Origin of the sequence: Chryseobacterium sp. GVT01B, assembly GCF_019970045.1 — a bacterium.
Lineage (GTDB): Bacteria > Bacteroidota > Bacteroidia > Flavobacteriales > Weeksellaceae > Chryseobacterium.
Map to the genome: position 1 here is coordinate 380,359 of NZ_JAHXYI010000002.1, position 18,671 is coordinate 399,029.

Consider the following 18,671-nt stretch of genomic DNA (forward strand, 5'->3'; position numbering starts at 1 on the left):
TTAATATCCAGGATTTTGCTTGATCTTCGTATTAAGAAGTTCATTATAAGGAATCGGTAAAAGCTCATTCTTATTTGGTTTAAATCCTCGCAATGCTAATTTGGAAGGTGCTTCTCCCCATCTTACAAGATCAAACCATCGGTGTCCTTCACCAGCAAGTTCACGTCTGCGTTCATCTTTGATAGCTTGCAGTGTTACCGGTATTGAAGCCAGTCCAACTCTGCCTCTTACTGCATCCAATAGAGCCTGAGCTCTCGCACCTGACCCGTTTAATGCTTCTGCTTCCATCAAGTAAGTGTCTGCCAGCCTGATTACAATGTAATTCCTGCTGTAGTTAAGCTCCGGAGCTCCGGGAAGATTGGAAACTTCATCTCTTCTGGGAAGATATTTATTCAAAAAATAACCGGTATCATTATGAGCGGGTGAATATTTGATCTCTGCATTTGCAGTCAGCTGTTTTGCGTTCAGGATAGTTGCATTAACTCTCGGATCGTCTTTCAAGAAATTATAAAGATCTTCTGTTGCAGTATTAAATGCCCATCCTGAAACAATATCAGGTGCTGTAGTCTTTAACCTATCGTATCCTCTCGGTCCTATCATTATACAGATAGAGTTTCCTTCATCCTTCCCTTGCCCCCAGAAGCCCCAGTCCGAATTTCCTTTATTAGTATGCATTACTTCAAGAATAGATTCCGTGGTGAATTTATTGTCCGTTCTCCACAGGTCATTATAATTGGCAATTAATTTATATCCATACTGACTGACTTGTCCTGGCGTTCCGTTTACTTCGGCAAATTGAGCTGCAGCAAGGTCTTTTTTATTGTTATACAAATAAATTTTTCCTAAAATAGCTCTGGCTGTCCCCTGACTTATTCTTCCCACCTCAGCCTTGTTAGTAGGTGCGATAGATAGTGGAAGATCATTAATGGAAGTTAAAATATCTGATTCAATCTGCTCATACACTTTCTGAGGTTCTGCCTGAGGAATATTATAATAATCATCGGCAGCTGTAATAGGCTGTAAAATCAGTGGGATATTACCAAACATTTTCAGCAATTCAAAATAGTAAAGAGCCCTCAGCGTTTTAGCTTCAGCAATAAATCTCTTGCGTGTCTGATCATTCATCTTAGCATCCGGAATTCTCTGAATAAGAAGATTTGCTCTAGCTATTCCCTGATAGAAATCATTCCAATAGGTTTTAGGAACTGTGATCTGATCAATAGAATAGTTGGAAAAACTTTGTATCCCCGTACCGTCTGTAGGACTTCCACCTCCAGAATAGAAATCATCGGAAGCTGCGTTAAAGAAAGTTACTGTATTTTCAAACCCGCCAGAATATTTTCTTAGCAGGTCATACACTGATACCAGCGCACTAAAAGATTGTTCTTCATTCTGGAAGTAGTTATTGGAGTCAAAAGCTCCTTTATTCTGTACATCTTCAATGAACTCATCACCACAAGATACGGAACTGAATCCAACACCTGATGTAAGGGCGATCACTACTATTGCTTTATAGAATCTATTTTTCATGTTTGTTTTTTAGAATTGAATGTTAGCACCAAATATGAATGTTCTGGCCTGTGGATAATAAGCCCTATCTATACCATAGGAATCGTTAACTGCAATTTCAGGATCATATCCTGTATACTTTGTAAAAGTGAAAAGATTTTCTCCTGTTACATAAAACCTTACCTTATTGGCACCAAAGCGTTTGGAAATATCTCCCGGCAGCGTATATCCGAGCTGAACCAGTTTAATTCTCATAAAATCTCCTTTTTGAAGATAATAGTCAGACATTTTGGTGTAATTCTCATTTTTATCATCAGCATCCAATCTTGCCACCGTATTTGAAGTACCTGGTCCTGTCCATCGATCAAGAATTGTAGTTTGATAATTACTATAGAACAAATCAAGTCTTCTGAGACCCTGGAAAATCTTATTTCCTCCCTGTCCTTGTAAAAATATCATCAAATCAATATTTTTATAATTAAGATTTAATGTTAAACCATAAGTAAACTTAGGTACAGAACTTCCCAAATATTCATAATCATCCTGATTAATTCTACCATCACCATTTACATCAAGTCTTTTGAAATCACCAGGCTTAGCATTAGGTTGTATCAAGTCACCATTGGCATTTCTATATGCATCAATTTCCGCCTGTGTCTGGAAAATACCCAGATTCTTATATCCGTAAAAAGCTCCATAGGGTGACCCTACTTGGAATCTTGTTACAGGCCCCATAGACTGGAAGGATGCAAAGTTTTCGTAGATTTTATCATCTTCAAGTCTTGTTACTTCATTCTTTAAATAGGAGAAGTTCCCATTTACTGAAATTCCGAAATCAGACCAGGTCTTTTTATATCCCAGATTAACTTCAACTCCGGTATTGTTCATATCCCCCACATTTCTCCAAGGTCTGTCCGGAGCACCTACATATCCTGGAATATCCACCTGGCGAAGAATATCCGTTGTTTTCTTCTTAAACCAATCCACTGTCAAAGTAAAATCATTTAAGAATTTCAAATCAGCAGCAATATTCAACTGAGAAGTCTCTTCCCAGCGAAGATCCGGATTTTCAAGAGTAGTTGGAGCATACCCTATAATAATATTATTATCACCATATGTATAATTGCTTCCTGATTTAAGGAAGTTTGCAAATCTGAAGTTTTCAATAGCATCATTACCTAAAACACCATATCCTCCCCTGAACTTCAAGGTATTAACAATCTTATTTTCCGGCCAGAAGTTTTCGTTGGAAATATTCCATCCCAGAGAGAAGGCAGGGAAGTTTCCCCAGTGTCTATTTTTTGCAAATTTAGAAGAACCATCTCTACGGATTGTACCAGTAAACAGATATTTATCTTCATAATCGTAAATCACTCTGGCAAAATAAGAGGCCTTATGGGTTTCAACACCATCATAAGCTGATGTTGAACGATTTTCCTGAGGAACATCAAAATTAAAGGAAGCGTCCTCCCAGTTATTAACCGGCAGGTTGGTATAAGTGGTATTATTTCCGGAACCTATATTATAAAAGTAAGCTCCCTGTCCGATTAATACACTTAAATTATGATTTCCCCATTTATTCTGATAAGTCAATGTATTTTCCGTATTCCATTCGAGCTTCCTATTACTTTCCCTTAAAAAGCTATTAAATACTGTGTTTCTTGAATTGGTATTCAGATAAAATTTAGGCGTAAACTGTTCTTTTCCCCAATAGGATAACTTTCCGTTAAGAGTAGTTTTGAAAGTAAAATGTTGCAAAAGCTTTAACTCTGCAAATATATTCGCCACAAAATCATCAGACCAGTTGTATCTTCCAAGCTGAGTTTGTCTGAATGCCAATGGATTTGTCATCTCATTCTCTACAATAGTTGATACACCATAAGGATTTCCGAAAGCGTCTCTAATCAGATAAGGAGAAATACCTGCATTATTATATGGGCTTGTATTCAATAAGGCAGGATCTGTAACCACTACCTGTGTTATAGGATCTAAATTGATAGCTGAACTTAAAGGTCCACCGAACTCATCATTCGCATTTACCCCTTTCGTCTTTTGATGAGTATATGAGAATGTTTGTCCAATGGTAAGGAAATCAAAAACTTTATGAGTAGAATTTAACCTTACATTCATCCTTTTATAATTTGAAATATCTTTCAGGACAATTCCATCCTGTTCATAATATCCGAAAGAAGAATAAAAGGTAGATCTGTCATTCCCTCCACTCAAACTGAATTCATGAGATTTTCTTTCAGCAGTATTGAAAACTACATCCTGCCAGTCTGTACCGGCGCCAAAAGATTGAGGATTAGTAAAACGCGGAGCTTTTCCTGCATTGGTTAAAGCTTCATTAATAATAGTTCCATATTGGCTTGCATTCAAAAGATCCAATTTCTTTGAAGCCGATCCCACCCCGTAAAAACCGTTATAGGTTAAATTCATTTTTCCCTTCTTCCCTTTCTTGGTCGTTACAAGGATAACACCTTTTGCTGCAGAAACTCCATAAATTGCTGCAGAGGCACCATCTTTCAGAATTTCCATATTTTCTATATCAGACTGGTTGAGCCATGCAATATTATCCACCACAATTCCATCTACAACCCACAAAGGATCATTACTTCCCGCTCCAAAACTTGTAACACCACGCACCCTCACAGTAGCTGCGGACCCAGGTTGTCCGGAATTGGTAACCACAGAAACACCAGCTGCTCTTCCCTGAAGGACCTGTTCAGGTTTCCCTGAAGGAATATCCTCAATATCCTTAGCCCTCACGCTGGAAATAGCTCCAGTTACATTACTCTTCTTCTGAGTACCGTAACCAATCACTACAACTTCGTCTATTTTGTTTTCTTTAGCAATTGTGTCCTTCGCCTTGGTGGTCTGGGCACTGAAGTTGGCCGTAAAATAGAGGACGGCAACCACTCCTACGCTTCGTGATATTCTTACATTCATATACAGTTATTGTTTAATTCTCAAATTGAGACAATAAAAATATATTTTTTTTCAATTAATTAACATTCTATTCATAAATATTTTAATTTTTCTTTTATTTTTCAGGGTTAGAAGCCCTATCTTCGCATCAATATTTCATAAAATTTCACAAAAAAACAAAAAAGAAGTCCCCCAAAATGATCATCAAGCTTTCTAAAATTTCTCTTCCGTTAAAACTTACCTTTCTTATTTTTTCAATGGTTTTGAACTGTATGGGACTTATTATTCTGCAGCTGTCTGAAGAGAAAATCACCTACGGAGAATTGGGTTTATTAGAATCTTTTAAAGACTTACCCATTGCCTTTATCTCTCTTTTTGCAGTAAGTTTTATCAACAAAACGGGAACAAAAAAAGCTTTGATTTCGGCTTTGATAGTTGTCGGCTTTTGTTCTTGTCTGTTGCCGTTTGTTGAGGTTTTCTGGTTTTTCAAACTATGGTTTGCCATCATTGGAGCCTGTTTTGCGATTGGTAAAATCTGTGTTTTCGGGATTATAAGGAACAATATTTCGGATGAGAAATCGCTGGCAAAGACGATGAACAGTGTAGAAGCTTCTTTTATGATCGGAATCTTTGTCGTCAATACCTGCTTTGGATGGGTGGTATCCAGTGAATACTCTGAATATTGGAAATTTTGTTTTTTATTAATTGCTTTCTTATCGGCATTAACGATATTCCTGTTATCAAAAATTACAATTTCTGAAGCTAAACCTTTGGAAAACAAAAGTGTATTCTCTGAGCTTTCAGGGTTTGTAACTCCTTCAATATTACTATTCCTTGGGGTAATATTTTTTATCGTTTTTGTAGAACAGGGATTCAACTCCTGGCTTCCGTCTTTTTATAAGAATCACCTGAAAGTCAATTCATTTTTTGCTCTTCAGGCCACCTCTTTTCTGGCGGTATTTTCTTATGTAGGAAGAACCATAACAGCCAATATTATCCGAAGATTTTCATTGCCAGGTTACTACCTTTCATGTATGGCTTTTATTATTTCTTTACTGATAATTATTATAGGCGTACAGTATTTTGATTCTGTAGATTCAAGGGTAATTCTCTTCTTATTTCCTGTGATCGGTTTATTTTTGTCACCGCTCTACCCTGTCATCAATTCAAAAATGATTGCACAGATGGACAAAGAAAAGGTAAACTTATTCACCTCTCTTATTGTTATTTTTTCTTCTCTGGGCAGCTCTGTAAGCTCAATTATTATGGCTGTTTTATTTGAAAAACAACTTTTAAACTTTTACCCATTATATATATTATTTTTCGTTATTATTCTTTTTGTTACCAGTTTAGTATTTTTTAACGTTTCAAAAAGAAAATAGTTTTATTTTTACTGCCATGAAAATCAAAGACACAAAAAGTAAAGAAACACTTCGGGAACTTATCGATACCAAAGATTTTGTTGCCCATATCTCTGTGGACTGTACTATATTCGGCTTTCATAATAACATTTTGAAAGTTCTTCTTTTGAAGTATCACGATCTGGATTTATGGTCACTTCCGGGTGGTTTTGTTTTCAATGATGAAGATTTAAGAGAAGCTGCAGCAAGGGTTTTATTTGAAAGAACACACCTTAAAGATATATTTCTGAAACAATTTCATACATTTGGGAGAATAGACCGTACAGAAAATAACGTTCACCAGATTCTTCTTAACAATAAGGGAATTGAGGTACCGGAAGATCACTGGATTTTTCAAAGATTCATTACAGTAGGATATTGCAGCCTTATTGATTTTTCAATGGCCAACACTTTCCCTGATGCTTTCAATGAAAGTTGTGAATGGTTTGAGGTAAACAATCTGCCCAAGATGGCTTTTGATCACGACAGAATCATAGAAACAGGGTTAGAATACCTGCGGATGAATATCAATACAGAAGTGGCGGCCAGCAATCTGCTTCCTGAAAAGTTTACGATGAAAGATCTTCAGTCTCTTTATGAAACCATTTTGGGCCAAAAATTCAGAAGAAATAACTTTCAGCGCAAAATTTTAAGTTTAAATATCCTTGACCGACTTGAAAAATTATATGATGGCTCGGCTAATAAAGCTCCTTATCTGTATAAATTTAAAAGCAAGGTCCACAATTCTACCAATCAGTATCCTATCTCTAATGATGAGGAGGCTTAAAACAAAGAATTTATCTTATAAACAAATAAAAAGAGCATTATCTGTCTGAAAACCAACTGAAAGATAAGTTTTCAAAAAAATTTTCAAGACACCACGAAAAATGTTACTTTTAACCAAATCAAAAAATCATGTCATATTATCCTCTTACAAGCATCCCTGATTATTATGGAATTGATGCTTTACTTACTGAAGAACACAAACTAATCCGCCAATCTGTAAGAGACTGGGTTGAAAGTTTTGTAATGCCGCAGATTGATCAGGCCGCTCAAAATCATACTGATATACCTAATCTTATGAGAGAATTAGGGAAAATCGGGGCATTGGGACCTTATATCCCGGTTGAGTATGGCGGTTCAGGATTAGACCAGATTTCTTATGGTCTGATTATGCAGGAGTTGGAAAGAGGAGATTCAGCAGTACGTTCTGCAGCTTCGGTACAAAGCTCTTTGGTGATGTTTCCTATCAATGAATTTGGTTCTGAGGAACAGAAAAAGAAATATCTTCCTAAGCTTGCTGCCGGAGAAATGATCGGATCTTTTGGATTGACAGAGCCTAATCATGGTTCAGACCCGGGTTCTATGGAAACGTATTTTAAAGATATGGGAGATCATTATCTTTTGAATGGGGCTAAAATGTGGATCACCAACTCTCCTCTATGCGATATCGCTGTAGTATGGGCAAAAAATGAAGAAGGAAAAGTACAGGGATTGATCGTTGAAAGAGGAATGGAAGGTTTCACCACTCCTGAAACTCACAATAAATGGAGCTTAAGAGCCTCAAAAACAGGAGAATTGGTATTCAATGATGTAAAAGTACCAAAAGAAAACCTTCTTCCGGGAGTAACGGGACTGAAAGGACCTTTATCTTGTCTGAACTCTGCACGATATGGAATTTCATGGGGAGTAATCGGTGCAGCTATCGACTGCCACTGTACTGCTGTTCAGTATGCTAAGGAAAGAAAACAGTTTGGAAAACCAATCGGTTCTTACCAGCTTCAGCAGAAAAAACTGGCTGAATTCTTAACTGAAATTACAAAAGCTCAGTTATTATGTCTTCAGTTAGGAAATCTTAAAAATGCTCACAAAGCTACTCCGGCTCAGATTTCTATGGCTAAGCGTAATAACGTTAATATGGCTATTGAAATTGCCAGAGAATCAAGACAGATCCTTGGTGGTATGGGAATCATGGGTGAATTCCCAATGATGAGACACGCTGCTAACCTGGAATCTGTGATCACTTACGAAGGAACACATGATGTTCACTTGCTGATCACCGGATTAGACATTACAGGAATCAACGCTTTCTAAAAAATTCAAAATATATAAAAATAAAAAGAGTCTGGCCTTCGGTCAGACTCTTTTATTTTACTCACATTACAGAGAATTGATATTCAATGAATAATTATTGATGTCATAATATTTTATGGGATTTATTAAAGTTATTACCTTAATACCATAGAAAATACATCAATATGAGAAAAATTACAACTTTTTTACTAGGTCTTGCCGCTCCATTCTACTTTGCACAGCAGGCTGGAGATGTCGTAAGTGCAGAACAGAAACTGGATTTAACGCCACAGGGAGTCATCAATTTTATCTCCAATAACCTTGGCGATCAGGATGCTCCGGAATTTGCCAACTACCTGAACAGCTTTAATGTCGGTCTGAAAGGCTACAAGATTACTTACTACACCAAAAACGAAAACAATGTTCTTGTAAAAGCTACCGGATTACTCATGTATCCTAACGTACCGTTTAAGCTTTCAACAGTAGTTTCTGACCACGGAACAACAGACAGCAGGAATAATGTTCCGTCTAATTTCAAAGGAGCATTAACAGCAGGGTTTGTTGTTGAATTGTCTTACGTACTCAATGGCTATATTTTAATGGCTCCTGATTATGTAGGAATGGGAACCGGAGACGGAGTTCACCCATATGTTGATTACGCTACCGAAGCGGGAGCTACCATCGATTTCATTACTGCTGCCAATAAAGTCCTCTCACAACAGGGTATTAAACGGTATGACGAATACTTTTTAGCCGGATATTCCCAAGGGGCCCATGCCGCGATGTCTACTCTAAAAAGATTAAGCATCTCGAATCCCAATAATATCAAATTCAAATATGCATATATGGGCGACGGACCTTATGATTTCTCGGGAGTGACTTTGAATAAAGGAGTTCTTGAAAAAGATATATATCCGTTTACCTCATTCCTGGCCAATGTCCTTCATACCTGCAACAATACGGGATACAAAACATATAATAACAACATTTCAGAAGTCATTTCCGCAGAATATCTTGATAAATATAATTATCACGTTGTTCAGGATAATGGCGGACTTTTATGGGGTCCTGTGATATGGAGAAAACTCTTTACTACAAATTTCGTGAATGATGTTACCAATAATCCCAATAACAAGCTCAGACAGTGCATGAAGCCAAAGGATGTGTACGACTGGTACAACAAAACTCCAATGACATTAGGCCATTCTACGGTTGATTTAGCTATTCCACCTGAAAATACTTCTAAAACTATTGATGTTCAACGCGGCTATTATGCATGGTGGGATCTGAATAAATACAAGCTGGATTCCTTTTACTGGGGACCGCTTGGGCATGTAGGGGGAATTCTACCTTTCACTTTGGCTTCAAATGCTAAATTCAATACATTGAGAAGCGGCGGACTTCTTAATGAATGGGCAATTGCAGGATCTATTTTTGGAAAACAGTCAGCTGAAAAAACATCTGAAAAACAGGTTCTTCTATCCTCACAAATAAAACCGGATCTGGGCAATATGCAGTTGGTTGAAATAACAGATTTCAATAAAGAAAAAGCTCAGAGCAGAACAGCCAGTGAACAAAATTTATCCACTTTAAAAGACGGGGTTTATTTATTAAAAGTATCGGAAAACAATGAAAATAAAATAATTCCATACATCAAAAACACGCCTAAAGAAGTTCCTGAAAACGAAATCATACAGTCTGTCAACTCTTCGGTTTTGCAATTAAAAGTTAATCAGGATGAACTTAGTGCTGTAAACGTTTTTGATGAAAATAAAACACTGATCAAAAGTATTTCTCAGCAACAATACCGTGAAGCCGGAGGAATTAATGTACAGGATCTCGAAAATAAAAACTATACGTTTGAAGTAGTAACTCCATATTATAATCTTCAGTTCAGCAAAGCAATTGGAGGTAAACTTTCTTCTGAGAACAATGCCGATATTTTCACTCAAAAGCAGCAAATTATTGCAAAAGCCGGCAATGATATTAAAAACATCAGCATTTATAGTATTTCCGGTGCTCTGATTGTTCAGCAGGAAGTTAACAGACTACAGTTTGAATCCCGAAACTTAGAACCTGGAATTTATCTGGTACAGGTTACGCTTTCTAATGGTAAAGTCATTAATAAAAAAGTAAAACTTTAGAATCAATCACTCTTATATATCTCATTTCAAGTTAATTTTTGGCACTTCAGCAATGAAGTGCTTTTTCATAGCAAAATCATTGATATAATGAACAATAAACAACACTATCTAAATTAATAATTCAAGTATAAAATTCTATTTATACTTAAAACTTAAAACCAACGCTGAAATAGATTCTTGAAAAATCAAGCTGGCTGTTTCTGGAAACATTGATACTTATAGGGCCGATGAGAGATTCGTATCCAAGGTTTACTCCATACCCGAACATATCAAAACTTTCATTAAACGGAGAAAGCTCTTCACTCACTTTTCCATAGCTGAACGAAGGAGTAAGATAGAGCTTTTTCATAATCCTGTACTGAAGTGAGATTGCCGTTTTGGCAACAGAAGTCATAGGAAGTTCTTTCTGACGAAGACCATTGAATTCAGGGCTTAAGAGGTCATAATTATATTCACTTCCTCCAAGGTTATATTTCTGATTCAGGAATAGATAAGGAACCTGATTATCTCTTTTTGATCCAAAACTTGCGCCCAAAAATACATTCGCTTTAACTGTGAGTCTTCTTGTAATCGGATAGAAAAAATTCTCATTCAAAGTAAAAGAAATAAGGTTTTTAGGTTCGTAATAATAGGAATCTTTAGGGTTTAGTATCAGATACAGAAGAGGCTGCACGGTATTCAGATCGTAAAGTTCATACTGATCTCCGTAATAAAATCTTGTACTCACCTGAAGATGATTCCCTTTTGTTGTGAAGTATCTTTTGTTGAGGCTGTTCTGTTCAAACTTCAGGAATGTGTTAAAATTACTGTGGTTATATAGTTTTTTACTGTAATTATCCACTTTTGACTGATCCACTTTATCCAGTAAACTGTACATTCTTTCCGTACTGAATTCTGTTCCCAATGACAGATAAGCATTTGGATTAATATTATAGTTCAATGCAATCTTTCCTGTTATATTACGGTACATATGGTTCGGAAAACGGTCGCTGCCATCATCATTTACATCATACAATCTGAAATTCAGATCATTACTTTTAAGATTAATCATCTTGGCTTCCAGATCCAGCCACAAACGTTCTCCGCTGTCCAGAAACTGCTGATAAGCCAGTTTAGCCTTAAAACGTTCTGAAATATCTACAGTTGCTAAAAATCTGGACCTGTTCAGGAGAATATTCCTGTAGGTATAATTAACAATAATCCCAACCGACTGTTCTGTATCGTAGTGCAGAGCCAGCTTAAAAGCCCCTTTTTTTGCTCTTTTCACAAAAACATTCATCACAAGACCTTCATTTTCATTGGTGTACGTATAATACACCTTTACATACTGGCGCATTCCGAATACCCTGTCTATTGCTTCGTTTACTGTTTTTGCATCGTAATACTTCCCTTCCGTCAGTCCCATTTGCTTCTTCAGCACCTCAATTTCTGCTGCATCGGTAATAGGAGTTCCATCTTCTTCATTGAAAGTAAATTTTGTAGTAGGCAGTTTTACCTCTTCAATCATCTGATGTTCATATTGGATTCCTGCTTTTCGCTGAGCTTCCGCCAGGGCTACAAACTCAGGAAGGTGCTTTCTGGCTTCTACCTCTCCAATTTTGATGATCCTCCTGAATTTGGCAAAATCCTTCGTTGTAATCTCTCCCAAAGGATCTACAAAGTCTACCAATACGTTAGACAGCTCCTTCTGATGTTTAAAATCCTCTACCGAACGGATCGCATGAGTCTGATAAATCATCTTCATCGGATTTTCAATTTCTTTTTTGGTAAAAAGCCTGAAGCCCGTATATCCTCCGATCACAAAATCTGCTCCCATTTCCCGAACCTCATTGGCCGGATAATTACGATCCAATCCGCCATCTACCAAAAGCTTCCCGTCAATATAAACAGGTGCAAAAGCTGCAGGAATTGCCAATGTAGCACGAATAGCCAGCGGTAAAGAGCCTTGCTTCTGCATCACCAGGCCTCCGTTTTCGATATCGGAAGAAGTAAGCTGAACAGGAATTCTCAATTTGCTGAAATCATTGATATGTTTTGCATTGAAAGTAAGTGTATTAAGAACTTCTCCCATATACTGCCCTTCAATATACGAGCTTGGGAGAGTCGGAAATCCTTTGACTACGGGAAATTCAAGAATGTATTTGTCATACTCATCTTTTTCACTGATATTGACTTTGCTGTAAGGAATTTTATTACTCAGAATCCTGTTCCAGTCCATTTTATAGATCGTATGCTTCAGCTGGTCCGCATTGTACCCCATCGCATACAAACCGCCCAGAATCCCCCCCATACTGGTTCCTGTGATATAATCTACCTTAATCCCCAATGAATCAATCATCTTCAGAATCCCAATGTGTGCAAAACCCTTTGCTCCGCCACCACTGAGAGCAAGGCCAAATTTAGTGTCTTTGGTCACATTCTGAAGGGCAATATTCAGAGAATCATTCTTTTGCTGAGATTTGATAATAAGAGAGAAAGCGATGGCAAAAAATATCAGGATCTTTTTCATTGGTGATGCTTAATGTATCTGATTTAAACTTTGAAAGCTTTTAATAAGTAGTAAAGATACACAAAAAGTTACCTGCTTTATGGCTGTTTTTACGAAGTAAATCAATGTATTTCAGCCTGTCGATTTAAATAATTAACCTATTGATTTCCAAGCAAAAAAAATATCACTTCATCAATATTAAATAATTTTAATAGGTTTTTATTGTTTCCACAAAATTGACATCCGGATTCAGAATTTCAAGGATCAGACTTTTGACTGATTTCATGGCATCATCAATATTTCCTTTGTCAAACTGCAGGGAAACCATTCCTTTTTTAGCATCTGCAAAGCTCCAGATTCCAGTTTCAATCGGGTATCCCCAAAACTCAGGAAGATGCTGCACCACATAATGATAAATACAAAGCTGAAGCGCCTGTTTTCTTTCACTGTTGTGGAAATATTCAGCTACGTTATCTCCATCAATTTTAACGCTGAGATTTTTGATCTTGGCTGTTTTATAATCGATGATTCTTAAAGTGCCGTTCAGTTTATCAATCCGGTCAATGAATCCGAAGAAAGAAATTTTATCATTTCCATCCAAAGGAAAATCAATGTTTTCAAACCTTCTTTCGATATCAACAATCTCCAGTTTGTTTCCTTGTTTTATCAATTCAAGATCATGGGTAAGAACATTTTCAATCACTTTTTTAGCAATGGCTTTATGAATATAATTCATTCCCTTCTCATAGAATTCCGGCTGATGTTTCAGCTTTTCAATGGCAATATTTATATAGTGATCTATCGCTTTAACTGAATCTTTTAAATCGCTTTCTTTTAAAACTTTACCCTTCAATACCTCATACACTTCTTGAAGTGAATAATGGACGAGATTTCCGTAATTTTTCACAGACAGCTCTTCTTCAATCTCATCCGTTTCCGAGGTATTCAAAATCTTGGAAAGGTAGAAATCAATCGGATTATAGAGGTAACTTGTAAGGTGGGATGCAGATACTTTTTCCTTCCATTTCTGAAGGCGGTCCTGTACAATCTGCGTCTTGGAAATTTCTATAGGTTTGGTGGTAATAGGCTCAGAAGAATTTTCAATAATCAGATGTTCGATCTCATGGGAACTCTCCATTTCAATCTGTGTAATGAAACGGCTCTTCTCCCCTGTATTCACTCCGGAACTTAGAGCATTATATAACAAGTGTACATTCTTCGCATCCTGAATCAGCCTGTAAAAGTGATAGGCATAGATGCTGTCATTTTCCAGAAAAGTATGAAGATCAAAAAACCTTCGGATGTCAAAAGGAATATAGGTATTCTGAGAGTTTCCAAGAGGAAGTTTTCCTTCGTTGACAGAAAGCAGAATAACGTTTTCAAAATTCAGGAGACGCGTTTCCAGCAATCCCATGATCTGCAGTCCTCTCAACGGTTCCCCCTGAAAATCGATACTTTCAGAATTAATATGCTGGTTGATCAGAATTTCCAGCGTTTCCATTTTGATCTCAATATTGTAAGGAGTCAGCTGATTTTTGATGATCCTGAATGCATTTTCAAAGTGTGAAACATTCTCATACTGGATATCGTCTATTTCAAGCCATTTTACCTGCTGGCAAAACGTAATAAGCATATCCAGATAAACATTTGTCCCCTGGGCTTTCTGAAGAAGGTTAAAATACGACAACCCACTCAGAAGTTCATGCAGAAGCTTATTAGAAATATAAACAATATTCCGCTCCTCTACTTTGGCTTTAAAATCGTTGATAAGAAGCTCGTCTTCATCAGATTTGGGCAGTTCTTCCAGAATCGGAAAAACGTCTCTGTAGTAATAGGAAGATTTATTTTTTTCAAGTTGTTTCTGCAAATAGAACAGACGTTTCACAGCATTGGAGAAAGACAGGTTCTTCAATGGGAATCCCATTGTGATATTCAGATTATCCACACCATGCATTACATCCAGACTTGCGGGAAGAAGGTTTTCATCCAGCAATACCACGGCTGTATTGGAATAGGTTTTATTATTGATTTCCTTAAAAATTTCCGGCAGTACTTTCGTCTGAGTCACATTTCCGGATACTTCATATACTTTAATTTTTTTTGGTTGATTAAAATCGTCTTCTATCCATTGAAAAGTCCTGTTATCATCAAATTCTTTCCAGGTTTTATGGTTTCTAAGAAACTTTCCTGCTTCCTGTCTTTCGTCATTGAAATAATAACGGTCTGCCTGAAAAAAACATTGTGCTTTATTCCATTTCAAAAGATTTCTTACCAGCTTTTCCTCTACCGGAGTAAAGGCATTGAATCCACAAAAGACAAATTCTTCTTTGGTATCTTTAGCAAAATCAGCAATCTTAGCTTTAGCCGCCTCATGAATCATTCCTGAAGTCGCCCAGTTTTTTTCCCGCAGTCTCTCTTTTAAAACAGGGAGAAAAACGTTCATATTCTGCCAGAAATTAAGAAACTTCTTTCTTGGAACATCCTCATCATCCCCAAGGTTTTGAGCCCATTCTTTAATCCTTTCCTCATCAAACATATACTGCAGAACTGCCTGATCACTGTCTGAGAATTTGAGAATATCATCCCAGTCCTTCTGCAGCGTAGGAAACCACTTCAAAAAGTCCGAAAAATCATCTCTGGGAATAAGATTCAGACTTCTGTACACATCGAATGAGAAAAGCCACAATGGAATTCCCTGAATCGGCTGCTGATCAGAAATTTTATTGATAAGTTCTTCTATGGTAAAAAAATTGGGAAGAAGCCCTGAATAATTGTTTTCCTCCAGAATCTGTCTGATAAACACAATGGGACGTTTTCCGGGCAGAATGATATTAAACGCAGAAAGATCCGGGTTTTGCGCCAGCAGTTCGTGAATGATCTTATTGAGGAATTTCAAGGGGCTTGATAGCTTTTTAGGTTGTCTAGTTGTTCAGAAATCGTATTATTATATTCTGCCTGTTTTTCTTTATTGATTCCATGACGGGTTTCTCTGTCATAGGTCATCTGGAAGTCTTGGTAATCATTGGATATCCCGTCATAAATGGCTTTGAAATACTTGTTATAATCACCGGAAGTCCTGATTTTTTCAGCGACTGCCTTTCTGAATTTTCTTACAAATAATTCTGCAATATCAAAGTGCTTCTGCTCATGAAGAAGAATGTAATCATCCATCTTTTTCACGTCTTTCCAGGATTTCTCTTCGTTAAATATGGTTTTGATGGTAATCGTAACCGGCGCTTTTGGATTGGAAGATTTTATAGAGGAAAACTCCCAGCCACAATGGGTATATGCTGCTACATCGGGATTTTTTTTCTTATTAACCGGGCTTTTAAAATTATCCCAGGTCAGCTTTCTGCCTTCCTCCCAGGTAATTTTTTGTCCGAATACCAACTCAGCTGCCAGTAAGCACAATACAAAAGTCAATCTCATTATTCTACCACAATTGTTTTCGTAATCCAGTTATTTCCTCCGTTCCAGAATTTAAAAGTATAGGTTCCTTTTCTCTGCGGACTGAAGTTGATTTGATTGCCTCCTACATAATTTCCCTGCGCACAAGGTCCGTTTGTGATATATTTGTAGGAAGTAACCGTTCTGTCAAGATCATTATTGTAAACATAATCATAGCCATAAAAACCCTCACAATGAGATGGATAGGTAGAATAAGTTTTTATGCTCTGTATTGCGAAAACATCCATGGTATCATTGACAATTTTTACACTGTCTATTTTGATTTTATCGATAGATTCGATTGTATGGTAATCGTCATCATTACACGAAACCAGAAGCCCGCCAAACAGCAATACTGAAAATCCAATATTTAAAAGTTTTTTCATAACCTTTACTTTTCTGATTATTAACAAATATTAGCAAAAATTATTCCTTATTTACATAAAAATCAGGAATTAAAATTACCTTTTGATACATAAACTACTTTCTTAGTATCAAAAAATTTTTCATCAAAATAGTGTTTAAGATTGAATATTTCACATTTAAGTCCGGCCAGTTCTTCTGCAAGATCACCACCTTTTAAATATAAAATTCCGTTATGTTTAGAATTAAACTGTTCTTTTTCAAATTTTCCTTTCAGCCATCTTAAAAATTCAGGCATCTGGGTTACCGCTCTGCTGACTACAAAGTGGAATTTTTCTTTCAGCTTTTCTGCTCTTCCGTGGATAGCCGTTACATTCGTCAATCCTACCCCTTCTGCCACTGCCTGTACTACACTGATTTTCTTACCGATAGAATCAATCAGAGTAAATTCTGTCTCAGGAAACAGGATCGCCAGAGGAATTCCCGGAAAACCACCTCCGGTTCCGATATCCAAAACTTTTGTTCCCGGCGCAAATTCCATCACTTTTGCAATTCCCAAAGAGTGGAGAATATGCTTTTCATACAGCGACTCCATATCTTTTCTGGAAATTACATTGATTTTTTCATTCCATTCATTGTACAGATTTTCCAATTGCGAAAACTGTTCTTTCTGTTTTTCAGTAAGATCCGGGAAATATTTTAATAGTAACGATGCAGACATGTGAATTATTATAAACCACAAAAATAAGTTTTATTTCTCTTGTATTCAAATCTACTTTTCCCGGCAGCCCCCTGATCCCTTGTTTTCAACAGAGATCATTACTTCGCAATTCCCGGAATTACAGGCACGTTCAGGTTTCCGGACTGACTGATGGTCTGTACGGCAAAAATATAATTGTCTTTGGAAAGCGGAACTTTAATGGAAAGTGCTGTTGTAAATATTTTTTTCTGCCATACCGGACTGTCTGTTTCCCGTGCCAGCACATAATAACCTGCCGGAGTTCCTGACTTTGGTTTTTCCCAATGCAGGGTTGTAGAATTGGTAAGTTCTTTAACGTCCATTTCCACTTTTTCGGGTTTTGACGTGGATTTCGCAAGATTGGCAAGTACCGCAATATTGGCAGCCGCATTCTTCTTCAGGTATTTAAAATCTATAAATTCCGGAAGGTCACCATATTGCTTATTGTTTTCTATTCTTATATCCTGATGCTGATGGTCATAATTTTCATAATACTCGGTCAGTCTTACAGAAGGAAATCCGTTGTTAACAAAGCTGGTATGATCTCCTCCACGCAAAAACCTGTCATTTCTGTAGATCAGTTTTATTTCAAGTCCTTTGATATATTGTTCTGTGATTTCTTTGATATATCTTGCCAGCTGTCTGGATTCGCTGTCATTTTCAAAACCAAGATTTCTGATTGCCATTGCTTTTTTGTCAAGATCTTTATACGGCAGACCTTCACTGAATACACGGAGTATACGGGTATTGACTTCTCCTGTTTCTCCTGCTTTAGGATTGCCAATCATATCATTGTTCAGGACGGCTTCCAACTGCAACCCTTCTTTCTTAATTTTTTCAGCCAATTGTTTAGAGCCCAACAGTGATTGTTCTTCTCCGGAAAAAGCAACAAAAATAATGGAGGCAGGAAATGAAGATTTGCTTAATATCCTTGCAGATTCAATAACAGCGCTTACTCCACTGCCGTCATCATTGGCTCCCGGTGCTTTTGAAGTTCGGTTCATCACATCTGTTACTCTTGAGTCAAGATGTCCGCCGATCAGGAAAATCCTTTTATCATCAGGATCTGTGCCTTTCAGAAAGGCAACTGCATTTGCAAGACTGACTGCTTTATCAATTCGTTTTCCATCCGGCTGAAGATCCTCCTGCTGCAGATAAACTTCCATTCTTCCTCCGGAATTTTTAGCATAATCATTGAATTTTTCAATTACCCAATTCCTTGCGGCCCCAATTCCGTGCTTTGGATCATCCACCGTGCTTAAGGTATGTCTGGTTTCAAAGCTTACCAACTTACCAATGTATGATTTCAATGAATCTTCACTCACCTGCGAGACATATTTCTTCACTTCATCATCTTTTGAATGTTTCTGAGAAAAGACAGTACAGGAAATCAGCAATAAAAAAACGGAATATTTCATAGAATAATGATCTTGATTGTTTAAAGATACGAAACCCTTAACTTCGGAAGTATTTTTTATTTAATCAAAATTTCCATTTATCCTTATATTACTGATTGTTATTTGGCCAAAACACGAGTCAACTGTTTATCTCTGTTCAAGTAACATAACAATTCCAAACAG

The 18,671-nt window shown here is 37.0% G+C and carries 12 protein-coding genes; 4 read left to right on the forward strand and 8 right to left on the reverse strand.

Annotated elements, in window-relative coordinates; translation table 11 throughout:
• Both LC457_RS05135 and LC457_RS05140 read right to left on the reverse strand, forming a co-directional pair.
• Window positions 1–1,530, reverse strand: a complete 1,530-nt coding sequence (locus LC457_RS05135) for a RagB/SusD family nutrient uptake outer membrane protein (RefSeq protein WP_223598911.1) — start codon at window positions 1,528–1,530, stop codon at window positions 1–3.
• A 9-nt stretch (window positions 1,531–1,539) separates the two neighbouring features.
• Window positions 1,540–4,458: a TonB-dependent receptor gene (locus LC457_RS05140; protein WP_223598912.1), complete on the reverse strand. Its 2,919-nt coding sequence runs from the start codon at window positions 4,456–4,458 to the stop codon at window positions 1,540–1,542.
• 176 nt (window positions 4,459–4,634) lie between these two features.
• On the opposite strand from LC457_RS05140, the gene LC457_RS05145 reads away from it, so the two are divergent.
• The 4 genes from LC457_RS05145 to LC457_RS05160 all read left to right on the forward strand — a co-directional run bounded on the left by LC457_RS05145 (window position 4,635) and on the right by LC457_RS05160 (window position 10,054).
• The gene (locus LC457_RS05145; RefSeq protein WP_223598913.1) at window positions 4,635–5,819 is read left to right on the forward strand and encodes a sugar MFS transporter; all 1,185 of its coding nucleotides are present in this window, start codon (window positions 4,635–4,637) and stop codon (window positions 5,817–5,819) included.
• Window positions 5,820–5,835: 16 nt separating this feature from the next.
• Window positions 5,836–6,624, forward strand: a complete 789-nt coding sequence (locus LC457_RS05150; protein ID WP_149388710.1) for an NUDIX domain-containing protein — start codon at window positions 5,836–5,838, stop codon at window positions 6,622–6,624.
• A 128-nt stretch (window positions 6,625–6,752) separates the two neighbouring features.
• Complete coding sequence (locus LC457_RS05155; RefSeq protein WP_223598914.1) at window positions 6,753–7,931, forward strand: acyl-CoA dehydrogenase family protein; 1,179 nt, start codon at window positions 6,753–6,755, stop codon at window positions 7,929–7,931.
• A gap of 164 nt (window positions 7,932–8,095) precedes the next feature.
• Entirely contained in the window at window positions 8,096–10,054 is a 1,959-nt protein-coding gene (locus tag LC457_RS05160) for a T9SS type A sorting domain-containing protein (protein ID WP_223598915.1), read from the forward strand.
• Window positions 10,055–10,199: 145 nt separating this feature from the next.
• Here the strand turns inward: LC457_RS05160 and LC457_RS05165 are convergent, their stop codons facing one another.
• The 6 genes from LC457_RS05165 to LC457_RS05190 all read right to left on the reverse strand — a co-directional run bounded on the left by LC457_RS05165 (window position 10,200) and on the right by LC457_RS05190 (window position 18,509).
• Entirely contained in the window at window positions 10,200–12,563 is a 2,364-nt protein-coding gene (locus tag LC457_RS05165; RefSeq protein WP_223598916.1) for a patatin-like phospholipase family protein, read from the reverse strand.
• Between the two features lie 187 nt (window positions 12,564–12,750).
• Window positions 12,751–15,438 carry a PD-(D/E)XK nuclease family protein gene (locus tag LC457_RS05170; RefSeq protein WP_223598917.1) on the reverse strand — a complete coding sequence of 896 codons (2,688 nt, stop codon included), beginning with the start codon at window positions 15,436–15,438 and terminating at the stop codon, window positions 12,751–12,753.
• Window positions 15,435–15,971, reverse strand: coding sequence for a DUF922 domain-containing protein (locus tag LC457_RS05175; RefSeq protein WP_223598918.1), 537 nt, complete (start codon window positions 15,969–15,971; stop codon window positions 15,435–15,437). The genes LC457_RS05170 and LC457_RS05175 overlap by 4 nt, the downstream gene beginning before the upstream one ends.
• The gene (locus LC457_RS05180) at window positions 15,971–16,375 is read right to left on the reverse strand and encodes a hypothetical protein (protein ID WP_047422686.1); all 405 of its coding nucleotides are present in this window, start codon (window positions 16,373–16,375) and stop codon (window positions 15,971–15,973) included. Before LC457_RS05180 ends, LC457_RS05175 begins: the two co-directional genes overlap by 1 nt.
• A gap of 62 nt (window positions 16,376–16,437) precedes the next feature.
• Window positions 16,438–17,073, reverse strand: coding sequence for a 16S rRNA (guanine(527)-N(7))-methyltransferase RsmG (rsmG, locus tag LC457_RS05185; RefSeq protein ID WP_223598919.1), 636 nt, complete (start codon window positions 17,071–17,073; stop codon window positions 16,438–16,440).
• Between the two features lie 98 nt (window positions 17,074–17,171).
• Window positions 17,172–18,509 carry a M20/M25/M40 family metallo-hydrolase gene (locus tag LC457_RS05190; RefSeq protein ID WP_223598920.1) on the reverse strand — a complete coding sequence of 446 codons (1,338 nt, stop codon included), beginning with the start codon at window positions 18,507–18,509 and terminating at the stop codon, window positions 17,172–17,174.
• Between the last annotated feature and the right edge of the window lie 162 nt (window positions 18,510–18,671).